The 16,040-nt window shown below is 53.9% G+C and carries 10 protein-coding genes; 9 read left to right on the forward strand and 1 reads right to left on the reverse strand.

What is annotated here, in order from left to right:
* The first annotated feature begins 63 nt into the window (after nucleotides 1–63).
* On the forward strand, nucleotides 64–1,053 hold the full coding sequence (locus C495_RS16145; protein WP_049890396.1) for a hypothetical protein: 990 nt from the start codon (nucleotides 64–66) through the stop codon (nucleotides 1,051–1,053).
* A 1,630-nt stretch (nucleotides 1,054–2,683) separates the two neighbouring features.
* Nucleotides 2,684–3,286, forward strand: coding sequence for a polymer-forming cytoskeletal protein (locus C495_RS18695; RefSeq protein ID WP_449406477.1), 603 nt, complete (start codon nucleotides 2,684–2,686; stop codon nucleotides 3,284–3,286).
* A 324-nt stretch (nucleotides 3,287–3,610) separates the two neighbouring features.
* On the opposite strand, the gene C495_RS16155 is transcribed toward C495_RS18695, so the two are convergent.
* Nucleotides 3,611–3,901, reverse strand: coding sequence for a PadR family transcriptional regulator (locus C495_RS16155; protein ID WP_008164847.1), 291 nt, complete (start codon nucleotides 3,899–3,901; stop codon nucleotides 3,611–3,613).
* Nucleotides 3,902–4,554: 653 nt separating this feature from the next.
* On the opposite strand from C495_RS16155, the gene C495_RS16160 reads away from it, so the two are divergent.
* From C495_RS16160 to C495_RS16190, 7 genes are read left to right on the forward strand one after another with little or no spacing between them, the layout of a single operon-like run.
* Complete coding sequence (locus tag C495_RS16160; protein ID WP_008164848.1) at nucleotides 4,555–4,875, forward strand: hypothetical protein; 321 nt, start codon at nucleotides 4,555–4,557, stop codon at nucleotides 4,873–4,875.
* A gap of 53 nt (nucleotides 4,876–4,928) precedes the next feature.
* A complete protein-coding gene (locus C495_RS16165) occupies nucleotides 4,929–6,602 on the forward strand; it encodes a hypothetical protein (RefSeq protein ID WP_049890400.1) in 1,674 nt (557 codons plus the stop codon).
* A complete protein-coding gene (locus C495_RS16170; RefSeq protein ID WP_008164850.1) occupies nucleotides 6,599–7,438 on the forward strand; it encodes a hypothetical protein in 840 nt (279 codons plus the stop codon). The genes C495_RS16165 and C495_RS16170 overlap by 4 nt, the downstream gene beginning before the upstream one ends.
* Nucleotides 7,435–8,583 carry a hypothetical protein gene (locus tag C495_RS16175; RefSeq protein WP_008164851.1) on the forward strand — a complete coding sequence of 383 codons (1,149 nt, stop codon included), beginning with the start codon at nucleotides 7,435–7,437 and terminating at the stop codon, nucleotides 8,581–8,583. The genes C495_RS16170 and C495_RS16175 overlap by 4 nt, the downstream gene beginning before the upstream one ends.
* On the forward strand, nucleotides 8,584–9,684 hold the full coding sequence (locus C495_RS16180; protein ID WP_008164852.1) for a hypothetical protein: 1,101 nt from the start codon (nucleotides 8,584–8,586) through the stop codon (nucleotides 9,682–9,684).
* Nucleotides 9,681–11,855, forward strand: a complete 2,175-nt coding sequence (locus C495_RS16185; protein ID WP_008164853.1) for a VirB4 family type IV secretion system protein — start codon at nucleotides 9,681–9,683, stop codon at nucleotides 11,853–11,855. The genes C495_RS16180 and C495_RS16185 overlap by 4 nt, the downstream gene beginning before the upstream one ends.
* Nucleotides 11,848–16,005, forward strand: a complete 4,158-nt coding sequence (locus C495_RS16190; RefSeq protein WP_008164854.1) for a primase-like DNA-binding domain-containing protein — start codon at nucleotides 11,848–11,850, stop codon at nucleotides 16,003–16,005. Before C495_RS16185 ends, C495_RS16190 begins: the two co-directional genes overlap by 8 nt.
* The last annotated feature ends 35 nt before the right edge of the window (nucleotides 16,006–16,040 follow it).

Consider the following 16,040-nt stretch of genomic DNA (forward strand, 5'->3'; position numbering starts at 1 on the left):
GAAATTTTATGATAACTTCAGTAATCCCAAAACGTTGAAACGCCCGGTTTTCGTAGCAGTAGTATGGTCTCCGACAGAGACAACACTCTCCAGGCGAGTGATACTAACCGAACCGCCGAGAGCACAGTTTCTCGACGTCGTTTGCTTCAATCCGGGCTTGTCACCACTGTCTTGATTGCGGGATGCCTTGATGATGACCCATCAAGCGATCCAAGCGACGAAAGTGGCAGTGACGACGAATTAGGGGAGCAAACAACCGACGACGAGGCGGAAAACGATGGAGATACGGAAGAAGATGATTCAGACTCGGATGATAATCCGTTGTCCGTAGTGTACGCGTTCTTGGAAGCAGCCGTTGAAGAAGATGTCGACCAGATGAGTGAGCTCTCCCACTCACATAATCCACTAGATCCCGCTGCTTGGGTCGAGGATGGCTGGGAATTTCGTGGAGGCGGTGATGAGGAAGAAATTGAGGAAATCGAGGCCGAGGTCATCGACAGCGACGCCACGGTTACAGATCTGTTCGAACTTGAGGGCGCAGAGTTCTGGTTTGAGAAGGAAGAGCTCGCCGAAACTCTTGACGACGCCGATATGGCAATGGTTGAGATTACTGCCGAGGATCCAACAGAGGATGATATGGTGTGGATGCTCGCTACTGAAGATGGTGAATGGCGGTACCTGTTTGCAGCCTCAGTTGACGATACTCCGGACGATCCTGAAGAGGCTTTTGAGGAACCGATTGAGGACGAAGACGATGATGTAGTCGTCGAAATTGATTGGGAGTACGACAGCCCGACAAGCGACGTTCCACAGGCCGCTGTCGTGCTCACCGATGAACGAGGCATTGACGCCAACCGGATCGAGATTGAATCTACTATCGAAGGTGCAAGCAGTGGAGCGTTTGACCGTGACGATGACGAGTTTACTGCCACATGGGAGGATATTACCCTCTTTGTTCCCTACCACACTGATGGCGATCAAATCGTCGTCACCGCAATCGATGAAGAAGAAAACGAATCCACAGTTGTCCATCGAGAGCACTACGTACCGTAAGTCGGCAGCGGCGATCTGGTGACAGAGACCTCGTGGTTAGCAAGAATCCAGCTCTTGCAATCGGGTGAAGGAAGTAGTGAATTTCTGTTGTGTCTGACTGTTATGCTAGAAGTCCGTGAACAGTCGATTCCGAATACTCCCCCCTAGTTACACGTTGATGATTTGTGTTAGTCAAATACGGTACACAAGAGTTCGGAGACGTGTGTGTCAGTGTACGGCCAGTACTGTTAATTATCCTTACTCGAATTGTCTATTTGGCGGGGGAACTGTGGTTCTGTCTTGACCCATAGAACCCAACAAATGAGGACATTTGTGAACACCCCGCTACTGATCGAGATCAAACGTCAATAGCCAGCAGATCTCGATCGCCCGTCCGACAAACACTCCAGCGTTGGATTGGGGCTTCGACGTCGGTCCACCACCGACGTCTTCTAAGTAGATTTGAATCCATATGTATGCGAAAATGTCTCAGACAACTGTTTAGATCATTGATGGGTAAGTATATGCTAGCCATAAATCGAATCATAGTTGCCCCCCAATAGAGGAGATCCAGATCCAGAACAAGACCCTCAAACTCGGTATCCTGTTTGTTATCGTCGGGGCTGCACTCGTTATTGGCCCGTCATATAGCTTCGCGTCTCTCACTGCCGATCGTGGTGTCCAAGTCCAAACAGCATCCGGTGAAAACGCTTTGTTAGGCGTAACCTCAGCTGACAGCACGCTTGATGGGCCAGACGATGAAGCGGAGATTGTGACGTTAACAAATAATCTCGAGTCAGACATCACCAACCCAACTATCGATGTGAGCTTCTCGAGCGGTGCCGATGACCTCCAAGTAGAAGTCCCTGACCGGATTACGACTGACTCACCTTCCTCGGTTGTTGTGACATGTAACGGCCAAGGTGGAAGCCGAGGTGACGAAACGACAACTGTTAATGTAATCGTTCAAGAGGCAACTGCCGACGGTATCACCATCTCAGACATCTCCGCTGAGATCACACTTACCTACGAGTGTAATCCTAGTGGATCTGGTCCACCAAGCGGTCCACCAGATGGGACGCCAGGAGGACCGCCAGGCGATTCAGATGGAGAGACAGTTGTTGTTGGTGGCGGAGAGACCAAGGAAGACGATATCGACACTGATGGGGATGTCACCACGGACTGGCAATCCAGTGTTGAGGGTGACGTGACTGCTGGTGGTAGCGTCACGACTGGTGGTTCAAGCACGGTCGATGGAGAAATTGAAGCAGGAGGAGACGTCTCAACAGGCGATTCCAGCGCGGTCGGCGACGATATCGATGCCGACGGAGATATTTGGACTGGGTGGGCTTCAACAGTCGAAGGAGATGTTACTGCTGGTGGAGACGTAGTGGCGGGTGACTCGAGTACAATTGATGGCGAGATTGACGCCAGCGGTGATGTCTCGACCGGATTGGACTCGAGCGTCGATGGGGATGTTACCAGCGGTGGAGACGTAGTGACGGGNGTCTCGACCGGATTGGACTCGAGCGTCGATGGGGATGTTACCAGCGGTGGAGACGTAGTGACGGGTGACTCGAGTACAATTGATGGCGAGATTGACGTCAGCGGTGATGTTTCGACCGGATGGGACTCGAGTGTCGATGGAGATGTGACCAGCGGTGGTGACACCACAATTGGTGACTCGAGCACAGTCAACGGCGATGTTGATTCAGAGGGAGAGATTTCCGTCGGTGACTCGAGTACGGTTGATGGTGATCTCACGGCGACTGGAGATGTCACAGTCGCGGGTTCAAGTACAATCGCAGGCGAAATATCTACCGATGGTGACGTGTTTATCGGATATTCGAGCGAAGTTGAGGGAGATATCGACGCAGGGGGAGAGGTCGTCATCAGCAACTCGGCAACGGTTGACGGCGATATCACCACTGATGGTCCTGTCACTGTGGGCGATTCAGCGGTGGTTAAAGGCGAACTCGAGGCCAGAGATGAGGTCGTCATCAGTGGCTCAGTAATAATCGAGGGAAGTGTTACGACCACTGGAGACATAACGGTGAGATGGGGAGCCGAGATTTACGGTGATGTGGATGGTGACGGTGATGTCGTTGTTGAGGGTGCCTTGATTGAGGGTAATCTCACAGCCGGAGGTGCTGTCGAGTTAGAGTGGGGAACGACTATCACCGGTGACGTCTCTGCAGGTCGAGAGGCCACGATTCATTCCGGTGTAACAATCGAAGGAGAGGAACCATCGTGAATACTCAGTGACGATCGACCAAACGATCCGGGGCCTTGGTTGCTTGCGACCTCGGTCACGGGAGAACATCGTTCCAAACCGGGGGACTGAGGATGGGGCTATGCATGTACAAATCCCCAACCTGTCAGGTGTTGCCAAGATGACAGTACAAAAATCACAGTGTCCCATTTCCGTACAGCAAATCTCCAATTGAAGCACGCGAAATGGGGATAATTTGTCTTCGGTACGGCCTTGTTTAGGCCAGAGAGAACGACTCACTTCGGTAAAATAGCTCTTTCACATCGAATGCACGGGATTAGTTCGAAGCAACAGATCGTCGGTGAACTATGAGTCTGAAAGGGGATCGTCGACGTACTGTTGTTCCCACTCTCGGCGCGCTTCGAGTTCACGCTGTCCACGACGTGTGATGGAGTAATAATTTGTCCGCCGATCTTTGGTCCCCTTTTCAACAAGACCCTTGTCAACAAGTGTATCAAGATTTGGATAGAGTCGACCGTGGTGAATGTCTTTCTCGTAGTACTGCTCAAGTTCGGTTTTGATTGCAAGCCCGTGTGGCTGCTCTTGGCCAGCAATTGCATAGAGCAGATCTCGCTGAAAGCCAGTCAAATCGTACATTGCTGTCTTTTTTCTGTTCTATCACTATATAAGAACATCGTGATCAGATCGAAAGAGAGGGAGTTGGAAGATAATTATGACTTTATGATCTGTAGCTCTTTGTGGATCGTCTCAAGGTTAAGCCCCGTGGCACTCGGCCTGCTTTTTTGTAGAGATGATCAAACTCATTCTTGACACTCGCGTCTACGACATGCTTTTTTCGAGTTCGTGATCACGCTTCGCTTGTTTCCACGCTACAGGATCCAATTGGATCAGTCTGGGGAACTCGAGTAGATACTCTGTCTCAAAACATCTAAAAATATGAATTTCATTACTACTTTTAATTTTCTGATTGCTAGTAAAAGTAAGCAGCTAATTCACTAGTTTCACAATACATTTAAGAAATACAGAAGATATTTACTCGGTCTCAATAGATCAACTCTCGGTAATCAAATGCGAAATACACTGAATAGAGAGAAATTCTTTTCTCCGACACAGCCCAGCGAAAGTATTTCCAGAGATAGCACCGCCTTCGCTGGCCCATGTCACGATTCTGATCGACATTACTTCAGGCGTATCTGTCCATGACAACGGAGAATCAAAGCCCAGACGAGCAGAGTGACTCGAGTGCCCTCAGACAGCGAGTTCTGCGTAGTGGGGTTGCAGCCTTCGTTATGCTCTCGATCGTTGCCGTTGACCCTGTTCTTGCACAGGACAGTGTCGTCTGTGATGCAGAAGGATTGCCAGATATGATCTCTGGGTTCTTCCAAATCACGACCGCTCTCGGTATCATGGGATTGGTCGTCGTGTGGCAAGCTGATTCGCTCGTTGAGATGTTCACGATGAATATCGAGCAAAAAAAGAGCCTCAAACAGCACAAGCGAACAGCGTTGAAGTCTGCGGTTATTCTCGTCATCCTTGGGCCGCTGTATACGGTTGCTGGCGCTGCGATGGGGCTTCCACTCGCGGAGTGTGTCAACCTCGTGCCGTGGTAATCTCAGAACACTTGCAGCGATAATCACAGTCCGTGCATCAGAAGATCCCCGTCGTGGTAACCGTCGTCGCTCTTGCTGTCGCTACGCTCGCGTTCGCTGGTGTGGCTGTGAGTGCTGAAAATCCACCGCGACCAGGAACCGACGAGAGTGATTTGGACGTCAATGAGACGGCGACGCTGTGGTCGAAGGCTCCAAACGAATGCCTCAGCGAGGCCGAGTACGCAGAGCGCTATGACGAGTCGCGAACAGCCATGCAGGAACTCGGAGACTGCACGGATCTGACGTTCAAAGAGCCGCCAGACACGGCTGAACGTTGGACAGCATACGATTACGAATCACTCGAGGGCGGTGACACGGAGACATCGGTCTATCCCACGCATGCAGATCTCACAGACTCAGTACTCATCGCCGATGCCCATGCAACGACGTTCGCAATTCAGCCATCGACGCGAACACATCTCGACGCCAACGAAACGGTTCACTACATCGCCCCAGAAGGCACACTGCGAGGATTCATCGATTATCGAGTCCGTCTCGATAGTAACTCGTCAGTCCAAAGCCACGGTATCGACGAAGTTCGCCTCCTGCGCGATGATGACATCATCGAGACTGTTGGAGGTACGCAGACACCCACCTTCGAGTATGCGTTCGACCACGGTGGGTCGGCAACGCTCACACTCGAGGCAGATATCAGTGCTCGAGTCGAGCAAGACCTTGGAAACGAGACAGAAGTAGTCACTGATCAAGTAACCGTTTCTCAGGATCTCGACGTCGAAGTCTACGATCTGCAGGCCACGGTCTATCATGCATCGTATCCGAACGGCGACAGCGGAGTCGCGATCTACCAGGACCAACCGTGGCACGGCTACACGCTTTCAGACGATAGTGAAGCTAGGGTCCGTGGTGTGTGGCGATACTACACCGCTCGCGACACCGGCTGGGACGAACTCACTCACTCGACTCGAGCGAGCAGAGAGACGGTCACCTCTGATACCCTCCCAGTGTATGTGCATGCATACCCGTCCGAATTAGGTCCGCGGACAGAACCAATCCGAGATGGGCCGAATATCCTCGAGGTCTGGGGAACAGAGAGTTCCTCGCCTGAGCCAGCGATTCACGAGAACGTCGATATCGAGGTTGTTTCTGAGGCCTACACGCGATCGGACGGACTCGCCCTTCGCTACGAGGACATCGATCGGGATGCGGTCGCTGTTGATGGGATCGTTCGCGGTGTCTCCGCAGATATCGTCGAACCCGACGGTGGCTCAGAACGAGAGATCCGTGAGAGCGATCTCTCCGTTGAGATCATCGAATCGAATGCTACCGCTGTGACACTCCAGGTCGAACTTCGTGACGCAGAGTCGGGAACGCCGATCATGCTCGAGAGTCCGTTTGATCTCCCACGATTCTCACTTATCGGCCACGAGTCACGCCAAGGCTACATCACGATTGCTGATCAGCAGGTCCGAACGGACATCACCGGCACTGCTGAGGTGACCGTCACCCAGCCCGGAATCTACACCGCAGAGTATCACCCCGGATCGTGGCGGTCACACAGCCCAGCATACCTCGGTGATACTGCTACAGAGACGTGGCATCCGTTAGCGACGCCGACAGGCTGGTTCACGCTCTTAGTCGACGTCGTTCGTTATGCACTCCCGTTTGCAGTCGCGCTGTACGCTGCCAAGCGAATTGGCACCTTTCTACAAATGAGAGATACGTTATGACAAATAAACAGAAAACAATACACAGACGCACAGCTCTTGGAAGTATTCTTGCCGGGATCATCGCCGGGCTTGCTGGCTGCACCAGTTCGGGCGATGGCGGTGACGACAGGTCAGCTGACGGTGCTGGAGATGTTATCCAGAGCGTCGATGTTGATGGACTCGAGTTGGTGATCGAACTCGAGCGAGACACGATCGACCAATTCAACGTCGTTGACCCCTCTGGCGAGCTATTTGCCAAGAGAGCGATTGAATCAGGGGTGTCTCACACGACCATCGAGGTTGGGACGGATTATCCACCAGGTGAGTACGAACTCCTCGGTCTCAACGATGACGAACCAGTCGAGACAACAACGGTTACGCTCGAGCCCGACCTCGAGTTAACGGAGCTCCGGTTGGCCAGAGAATATCCCGAGGAGATGTACGAGGGTGCGAGTGACTCTCAGATCGATGCCGAAGCGATCCTTTCTGTGACGAATCAAGGAACAGGCCCGACTGCAGTTACCGCTCTTCGATTCGAAGGTGATGTCCCGTTTCCGACCCATGAAAGCTACGACGAGAATAATGAGAGTGGTATCTATGACCCAGAGAACGATTTTGGAGCGGACGCTGACTCGATAACAATCCCTGCTGATGAAACAGTTCTGGTCTACAGTAATTCACTGCCATTTCTACCAGTCAATGTCCAAACGAAGTGTAATTCAATTGGCAGAGACGGACGATTCACTGTCCATCTTTCTACAACCCACAATATAGCAAACATCACTCTCGAGTACCTGATACACTACCTCAGTGCAGATTCGGAGGACTGCGTAATCGAAATTGAGGAGACTGCATGAAACCGGCATGGTCTCTCTCAGATATCGGGATTAAATGGTTCGAAGACGCGATTGACAAACTTATCGAATGGTTTCAAGAGGGACTGACAGATGGCTACAATGCGGTCACAGCCCAAGTTTTTGGGACGCCAACACCGGAAACTGACGGCGGATTCGTCTTCGGTGTTCCATCAAACACCCCTTGGGCAGAGATCCATAGCAGCCTCGTTGCTGGTGAGATGATGCTCGTTGCATTGTTGCTACTCGTAATGTGTGTCCAAGGTCGTCACACCGTCCGAATCTTCAATATCGGTAGTGCATACGAGACTCGAAAGACGAAGCGGAGTGCTTGGACGGGTGCGTTCCTGATAGTGACTTGGTATTGGATTGCTGTTCTAGCTCTCTATCTTGTTGATGGCTTCACGATCGCACTAATTCCAGATATCTCAGCGGTCACTGGTGCAATGACTGGACTTCTATCGCTGACTGTTTCTAACCCAGCCCTTGCGCTCTTGCTCACCGGGGTCGGTGCTGTTGCGATGTGGATCTTGCAGGCGCTGTTCTTCCTTCGGGAGATTCTGTTGTACATCTTGATCTACGCGATGCCGGTTGGTATCGCTCTGACCTACGGAAACCTTCCCGTCGTATCGCACATCGCCCGCACGGTCTGCATGAAGTTCGTACCACTCGCAATCATGCCGCTCCCAGTAGCACTGCTGTTCAAGGGCTACGAACTGCTCTTCAGTGAAGGAACTGATTCAGCGCTCATTCCAGATAGTTCGTTCCTGAGCTACCTTATCGCGGTCACACTGCCACTGCTATCGATTCTCATCGTCTGGAAGCTGTTCAAGTATGCCAGTCCGATGACGACGAAGATCATCGGGGCAACGACCAAGGGTGCAGTAACAGCTGGCGCAGCCGTTGGGGCCGGTGTTGTTGCAGGCCCTGCTGCAGCAGCCACGACTGCGGCGTGGGGACCGAAAGCGGCTGCTGGCTATACGGCTGCGTCAAAGATGCGCCAAGGCGGTGGCTCATCCCAACAGTCTGGAAACTCGAGCGGCGGCAGCGGAGGACGAACTGACCACGACAACGTTGCGACAGACGCGTACGGCCAGGAAGGCGTCCCGGCGTACCGTCGCACCGAGAACGATCCGGGGTACTACTGAATGACACAAGATCACGATGCAGCTGGCCGTCGAATCATGGATGAACTGGGTGAAGAGAGTCGGATTCCGATCTTGAATATCGAGGAAGGGGACGTCTATGTGCTCCTTGGCTTCCCGATCGGTGGCCTCCTCTTTGGTGGCCTCACGGGACTCGATGACGCGATCTTACCGTTCGTCTTACTCGGTGTCGTCCTTGGTGGGTCGATCGTCTACGCGTCACCCAACCATCTCCCGGCGTCGACGTGGCTGGGGGACGTCTACCGCCACTACTGCAAGCGGCCTCAGTTCACCTACAGCACGGAGGCCACGACAGAGCCCACCGAAGCGAGTACCGAGGGCGGGCTCGTGAGCTACACGCCGTTCAAACCGGACGAGCGAACACAGGACCTCACAAACATCAGGCGAGCGTGGCCTGGTGCCGGTGCAATCGAGCGCTCAGATGGCGCGATGGAGGCCTACCTCGAGATCGACCCTGGGAACATGGACTTCGCAATGTCCGGTGACTGGGCACAGATCCAGCAACTCGGCGAGGAGTTCGCGAACAAGGAACTCGACTTCACACTCAAATTCCACGCAACGACTCGCTCGTTCCCGGTCGAGAAACTGATCGAGCGAATCGACGGACGGCTTACCGACAGTGACGTCAAGCAGAACCCGATTTTCAAAGAACTACTCGAGGAGTATCGCGAGCAACGTCCGCGAGACCTCGAGGGGACCCAACAAGTACGGTATTTCATCGGCGTCGAAGTTGATCCCTTCGAGGTCTACGACCGGTATCAGGACGAACAATCACCTGCGGAAAAACTCACCTCGTTTCCGGTGGTTGGCTTCCTGTTCAACCCGTTCGTGACCCGTCGCAACGACATGACCGACGCGGAGATCCGGGCGGCCATGTTCGAGAAACTCGAGAACCGCTGCCACGGTCTCCAGACGGAGTTCATCCAGAAGGCAGCAGGCTGGTCAGCTCATCGACTGACGACGGTCGAACTCTTTGTCCTCTCGATGGACTTCTGGAACGGCGAGGAACACGAGTACGATGACGGTTCGGATGCAATCCGTGATCATCCAACGGTTGACCACCAACGGAGGGTCGATCAATGATCGATATGCTCCCGCTTTCGATTGTTGAGCAGGCCCAGGGGTCACTTCCTGACCCAGCAACTCAGTCCGGACTCGCCGTCTACATTGGGGTGACAGCATTGGTCACGCTACTTGTGAAGATCGCATGGGACCGCTGGCGAGCCGAGGACGTCGAAGAAGTCGAACTCGCGGATCTCCTCGAGGAAACGACCGTGGAAGACGGTCTCGAGGAAGGTCAGGTCCTCGACGACATCGCCGAACACCACCAACACGTCGTCGCACCGGCGGCGATCGAGTGGGATACGCGTACTGCTCGAGTTGGTGATCAGTGGACGTCGACGCTCTACATCGCCGACTATCCGGACTATCCGAAAGACGGCTATCTGACCGAACTCTTCGAACTCACGGATGTCGAGTTCGATCTGACGGTTCACGTCACACCAAAGAGCCAGCAACAGGCTCGAGACGAACTTCAGCGAGTTGCCGACGATCTCCAGGCCGACGCCGATCTCGAGCGTACTGTCCGTGGCAGCTATCTTCAGGAACGAGCGAACGAGGCGCTTTCGACGTACAAAAGCGTCGAGAACGGAAGCCGTGTGTTCGATCAGGGCATGTTCATTACGGTGCGAGCAGAGTCGCGTGACCAGTTGCGTGACGCCGTCCGGACGGTCCGTAGCCGGCTTCGTGAACAGCCTGCTGGTCTCTCGCCAAAAACAGCGATCTGTAAGCAGGACCTCGCAATTCAGGCCGCTGCACCAGTCGGACCCAATCCGTTCGGCCGAGAGGCCACAGCACTCGGTGGTGCGGTCGGCGCACTTCTCGCCTCACCGCACAACGCCACGATCCTCGAGGACGGTGGCGTCGAGTTCGGCGTGCACTGGAAGAATCAGAGCCCGGTCGTCATCGATCCGTTCGCTCGAGAGAACGGCTATGCGATGTTCACGATCGGCGACCCAGGTTCTGGGAAATCGTTCGGCTCGAAGCAGAACTTCATCCGTTCGATCGAGCAAAGCGAGGATCGAATTGGGATCATCCTCGAGCCATTGAACAACTGGGCAGGCGTGGCCGAAGCTCTCGGTGGTGAGCGAATCACGATCGGTGGGGAGATGGGTCTGAACCCGCTCGAGATCAAGCCCACCCCCGAACGGGTGCAACGGGCGATGGGCAAGGACGCCAGCCCGTATCGCGAAAAGCTCGACAGCGTGATGAGCTTCCTCTCGAACTACTTCGCACTCCGGGGAATCACACTCGGTGACCGCCGCACGACGTTGGAGACTGCGATCGAGCGTGCCTATTCACGCAACGGGATCACCGACGATATCGCGACTCATCATAACGAGAGCCCGACGATGCGGGACGTCCTCGATATCCTCGAGGAGATGGTCGAAACGCCGACGGAGTACGTCGTGCGGACGGACGAGGAAGCGACGAAGATTGGCGAAGACGCGACGTGGCTCATCGATCAGCTTCGCCCGTTCGCAGAAGACGGCCGGTACGAAAACCTGGGTCGAGAGACAGAGTTCGACATCCGCGACGAGAAGGTAATCTATCTCGACCTCGCCCAGCAGGAAGGAAGTCTCGGTGGGAGCACGAGTCTCGTCATGCAGTTGCTGATCTCGCTGGTCTACGAGCGAGCGAAGGAGACGGACAAAGAGGTCGTCTTCGTCATTGACGAAGCTCGGTACATCATGCAGGACGCGGCGAGTCTCGAGTACCTCGAGATCGTCTTCCGTCACCACCGACATCACAACCTTTCGATCCGACTCGTGACCCAGACTGTCGACGAGTTCTTCCAGCATCCAGAGTCCGAGGCGATCATCGACCAGTGTGCGATCAAGCAGTTCCACCACCTCGACGGGATGGACCGCGAGTGGGCCAACGAGTTCGGCCTCAACTCGGCACAGATGCGGTTCGTCCAGGAAGCCGTTCCCGGCAACGACCGGACGGGCTATTCGGAGGCGCTCGTCGGCGTCGACGGTGAGTGGCGGGGAATCGAAGTTCGAGCAATGGACGACGAGACGGCTGTGATCGACTTCGATCCGAAAGCCCAGTCTCAGACTGAATTACCAGGTCGTTCAGCAGACACACCTACAGAGCTATCTATGAATACTGATCCAGCAACCTCACACCACGTATCAACTCCACCACAGACCGATGGCGGTAAGCACGGAGGTGAATCGGACCATGAGTAATACCGAGTATCTGAAGATCACACCGTCGTCCGAACCCATTCACCGAACGGACGTTCCAGCTACGTTGGAGAGCCTTCACAAACTCTCGAATCCAGCGTCGACGAGCTTTTGGAACCGGGCGGATCCACGGGTAGACACTGCACCACCGACGTTCGAGTTCCTCGTCGTCTCTACGGGACCTGACGAGCCAGTCGAATTCTACTATGGGGTTGACCAGGAGGCACACGTCAAGACACTCGAGAAACGCCTCACGTCGATCTTTCCGCACAGTTTCACTATCACGAAGACAGAACTCGATCTCGAGGAAGCGCTTGTACCCGAGAGAGACATCTCACAAGAGGGGCACTCCGACCTCGAGTTAGACGAACAGCAGCCTTCGAGCGAGGATGAACCCATCGACGACTCAAAGGGAGACCATGAGTATGTCGAGCCTTCTCCGCTCGGGGTCGAGTGGATGGGCAAGACCGGTCGCAAAGAAGACTGGATGACGACGATCACGCCGTTCGTGATCGACGAGCCGGACGAAGAATACGATGCAGAGCGCCCGCCACTATCGGCGATCGTTGATGCACTGCACGAGATGACGGTTCCGACCGCATATCAAGTCGTCTGGCAACGCAAGCCGGACTGGCGAGACGACGCCGAAATCCGCAAATCGAATCTTCGCAACGGGCGAGACACGTGGTCAGAAGAACTCATCGGTTCGTGGATCGAACCCGTCGACGCCGATCCCAAAGAGCGTGAACTGTCTCAGGAGACCCAAAATCGGATTCGCCGGATCGAGAGTAAACATCCCCGGAGGACGTTCACTGTGAATGTGCGGGCAGTCGCGATGGGTGATCCAGACGATACCGATCTTCACACAGAACTCGAGCAACTGAAGTCGTCGTTAGACCCACTCGAGGGACCGTTCTACGAACTTGTCGGTCGTCGTATTCGTGAGAAAGGTATCCTGTCGAGACGAAAAGCGAAGCGAGCACAACGGCACCTCGAGCGAGTACTCGACGCGGAGATCGTCACTGGTGGCAGAAAGACGAAGCCTGATTTCGTATTCAATGCTGACGAGCTTGCGAACCTGATCGTCGTTCCTGGTGGTGAAGATCTGACTGTCGAAGGCTCTCGTGGGGCACGTTCAGAACAACGCTCTCGGAATCCGCTTCCACGGCCACATCCCGATTTAATGGAAGAGTTCCGGGAGGGGATGGCGATTGGATATGCACTCGACGAAAACGGTGGAGTTGAGGACGAACCTGTTCGGATACCACCATCATTGCTACCGACACACTACGTTCGTGCTGCGACGACAGGTGGTGGGAAATCGAAGTCGTTGACCAACGACAAACTCTCGCTCTACGAAGACACGGATGGACCAATCGTCCTGATCGACGCGAAAGGTGATGGGCTCTGCCCAGACTATATGCGAGCCCATGCACACCGATTCGGGATGGATGACCTCGAGGAGAACGTTATTCACTTCCCGATTCCTGATGTGCTTCCCGGATTCGCGTTTTTCAATCTCGAGTCGACGCTTGAGAATGGTGTCAATCGAGTCGATGCAGTCCAGAGAAAAGCCGATCATTATGAAGAGATCCTAAAGATGGTGATGGGTGAGGAACGCTACGAACGAGCGGTTGTTGCACCCAATCTTATCAAGTACCTGATAAAGACGCTCTATGACGCCGAGTATGGCCGAGAAAACGGTCGATATCGTGAGAGTGAAAACTACTTTGCTCACGATCAACTCGAGCACGTCGTCGACCAGTTGTGGCAAGCTGGGCCACCTGATCCAGAGGGTTCTGCTCCTCGCTCAAGCAATGCACAGGTTCGCAGTCGAATCGAACGCCAGCTCCAACTCGATCAGAACAGTTTCTCGACGGTGATGGGCGGGGTAAGTAATCGTCTCGACTATATCTCGCAAGACGAGCACCTCCGTCGTCTGTTCAACAACACTGATCCGCAGTTCGACTTTCGAGAAATTCTCGATGAGCGGAAGGTGATCCTGTTCGATCTGAGCGGACTTCGAGATGACTCTGCGAAAGCGATGACCGGTGTAATCTTGACCCAACTTTACGACGCGCTGAAAGAGCGTGGTGATGAGTTGCAGGAGAAGCCGGACGATTACGTGGTCAACCTGATTATCGACGAAGCCTCGAGTCTGGCAATTTCAGATGTGATGAGTACGCTTCTGGAAAAAGGGCGTGGCTTCCGCTTGTCGGTCGGCCTTTCGCTACAGTTTCCGGAGCAACTGGACGTCAAGGGGGGACGTGAGGTCTATCTAAACGTCCTGAACGACGTTGGGAGCCCAATTATTGGGAAGATTGCTGTAGATAAGGAAATCGCGAGGGTGATGGCTCACGAAGAGATGGATCCGATCGAGTTCGCAAACCGGATTCGATCACTTCCACGTGGCGAGTGGATTGTTCGATTACCGAGTCCGACATTCGGTAAGACAGGTCCGGAACCATTCAGCCTTACCCCACTCCCAATTCCTGCAGGCCATTCAGAGAGTGATGATCCCCTCACAGTTCTCGAGGAGCAGGAATTTCAGCGAACACTTGATCGGATCCACGAGCGAGCGAACGCTGAGTACGGCACAGTTACGGATGCACCACCCAGCAGCCAGACTCCTGAGACTGTTCGATCGGAGTTCGAACTTCCAACGGATGAGTTGGACGTTGCACTCTCGAGGGCAGTTCGAACGGTTCAACTTCGCCACGGTGTTCAGGATGAGAATGGATGGGTTCCGGTTCAATCCGTAGATAAGACGGTGCGAACACAGTACGAGGCCGCTACCGAGTCTCCTCCATCAATTGCGGAACTCAGCGACATTCGAGAGCGCTCACGGCTGCTTCAGGTAACACTCCACGAGGAGACTTCCGAAGTCGTTGTCCGACTCACTGACGACGGGAAAGCAGTTACCGAACCAGATACTGGTGACGTACGCTCGGCTGGTGGTGAGACACACGATGCGTTGTTGTTCGCGGTTGAGGACTTGTTCTCCCAACAGGGATTTGACGTTACGATCTTTACCCAAGACGGAAGCGAGAAACCTGACGGACGAGCAATTCACCCAGACTGTGAGGATGTCTTTGATATCGAAGTTGAATCGGCGACAGTCGAAAAGCCCGTGAAGATTCTTCGAAACTTCCAGCGAGCTCGCAATGCTGGAAACATCCCGATTTTCGTCGTCGCTAACTCTGTTGACTCCAGCGACGATGGGACACAGACTGCTGCTCGCATCGAAAGTATTCTCTCCTCACCGGTCAATAAACTCGATTCTGGAGAGAGACGTCTGTATACAACCGATCTACATATCACGTTCGAGGGAGGGGCGAACGCTCGAGAGGGAGTTACAGCAGTTCGCCCCACGGTTAGTGACTCGAGACGTTCCGTTTGGACAGAGACTGACCGCGGGTATGTTCTGAGTGATGCCCAAGGAACCGAATTTGTAGCTGTCTCGTCGTTTGAGTCACTGTCACGCAGCGACGTTCCTGGCGTGTACAGCTACGACCGGGCCGCTGGTGAATACGTTGTCTACGAGCACAACAAACGACATGTGTATAACAGTAAGTCGGACTTCGAGCAGGACTGGGTTCAGATTAGGCGGCCGTTCATCCCTGAATCTGCGTTCACTGATGTAGCGGCTTCCAAGACGTATGAAATCGTAGTGATTGATGCAAATAGGAACTCTGCCCGTCGCTATCGTGATGGCGAGTCCCTGCCTCTCGAGACGCTGGTCAATCGGGCGGACCTAACTGATTCAGCGACAGATCTGCCTGTATCTGTCGACTCATCACCTGCTGTTCGCGATTGCGACGATAATGATGTGACAGCAGATGATAGTCGCTCCTCCGAGACAACGTGTGAGAATGAATCCTCCAGTGACACGACAGAAACCGACTTCAGCAGCTTCGTCGCGGAGTGCATCATCGAACATGAAGGGGCCGACATCCCAAAAGATGAACTCTACGAGGCGTACCAAGTGTGGGCTGCTACCTATAAACAAAAAGAGTACTCGAAATCCTGGTTCTCTCGGAAACTCAGTGAGCACGTTACGTATGGTGAAAGTCGTCCAACACGTGACGGCCAGCGCGTAAACTGTTACACCGGAATCACGCTTTCAAGCCAAGGCCGAGAGTTTGCCGACTGACATTATGATGGTCTATAGAAAATATCTGACACAAC

It is taken from the genome of Natronorubrum sulfidifaciens JCM 14089, from assembly GCF_000337735.1.
GTDB lineage: Archaea > Halobacteriota > Halobacteria > Halobacteriales > Natrialbaceae > Natronorubrum > Natronorubrum sulfidifaciens.

Bases quoted from the DNA above. Each gene is read 5' to 3' on its own strand.
- C495_RS16155 (WP_008164847.1), bottom strand. From the start codon at position 3,901: ATGTACGATTTGACTGGCTTTCAGCGAGATCTGCTCTATGCAATTGCT.
- C495_RS16190 (WP_008164854.1), top strand. From the start codon at position 11,848: ATGAGTAATACCGAGTATCTGAAGATCACACCGTCGTCCGAACCCATT.
- C495_RS16175 (WP_008164851.1), top strand. From the start codon at position 7,435: ATGAAACCGGCATGGTCTCTCTCAGATATCGGGATTAAATGGTTCGAA.
- C495_RS16185 (WP_008164853.1), top strand. From the start codon at position 9,681: ATGATCGATATGCTCCCGCTTTCGATTGTTGAGCAGGCCCAGGGGTCA.
- C495_RS16180 (WP_008164852.1), top strand. From the start codon at position 8,584: ATGACACAAGATCACGATGCAGCTGGCCGTCGAATCATGGATGAACTG.
- C495_RS16160 (WP_008164848.1), top strand. From the start codon at position 4,555: ATGCTCTCGATCGTTGCCGTTGACCCTGTTCTTGCACAGGACAGTGTC.
- C495_RS16145 (WP_049890396.1), top strand. From the start codon at position 64: ATGGTCTCCGACAGAGACAACACTCTCCAGGCGAGTGATACTAACCGA.
- C495_RS16170 (WP_008164850.1), top strand. From the start codon at position 6,599: ATGACAAATAAACAGAAAACAATACACAGACGCACAGCTCTTGGAAGT.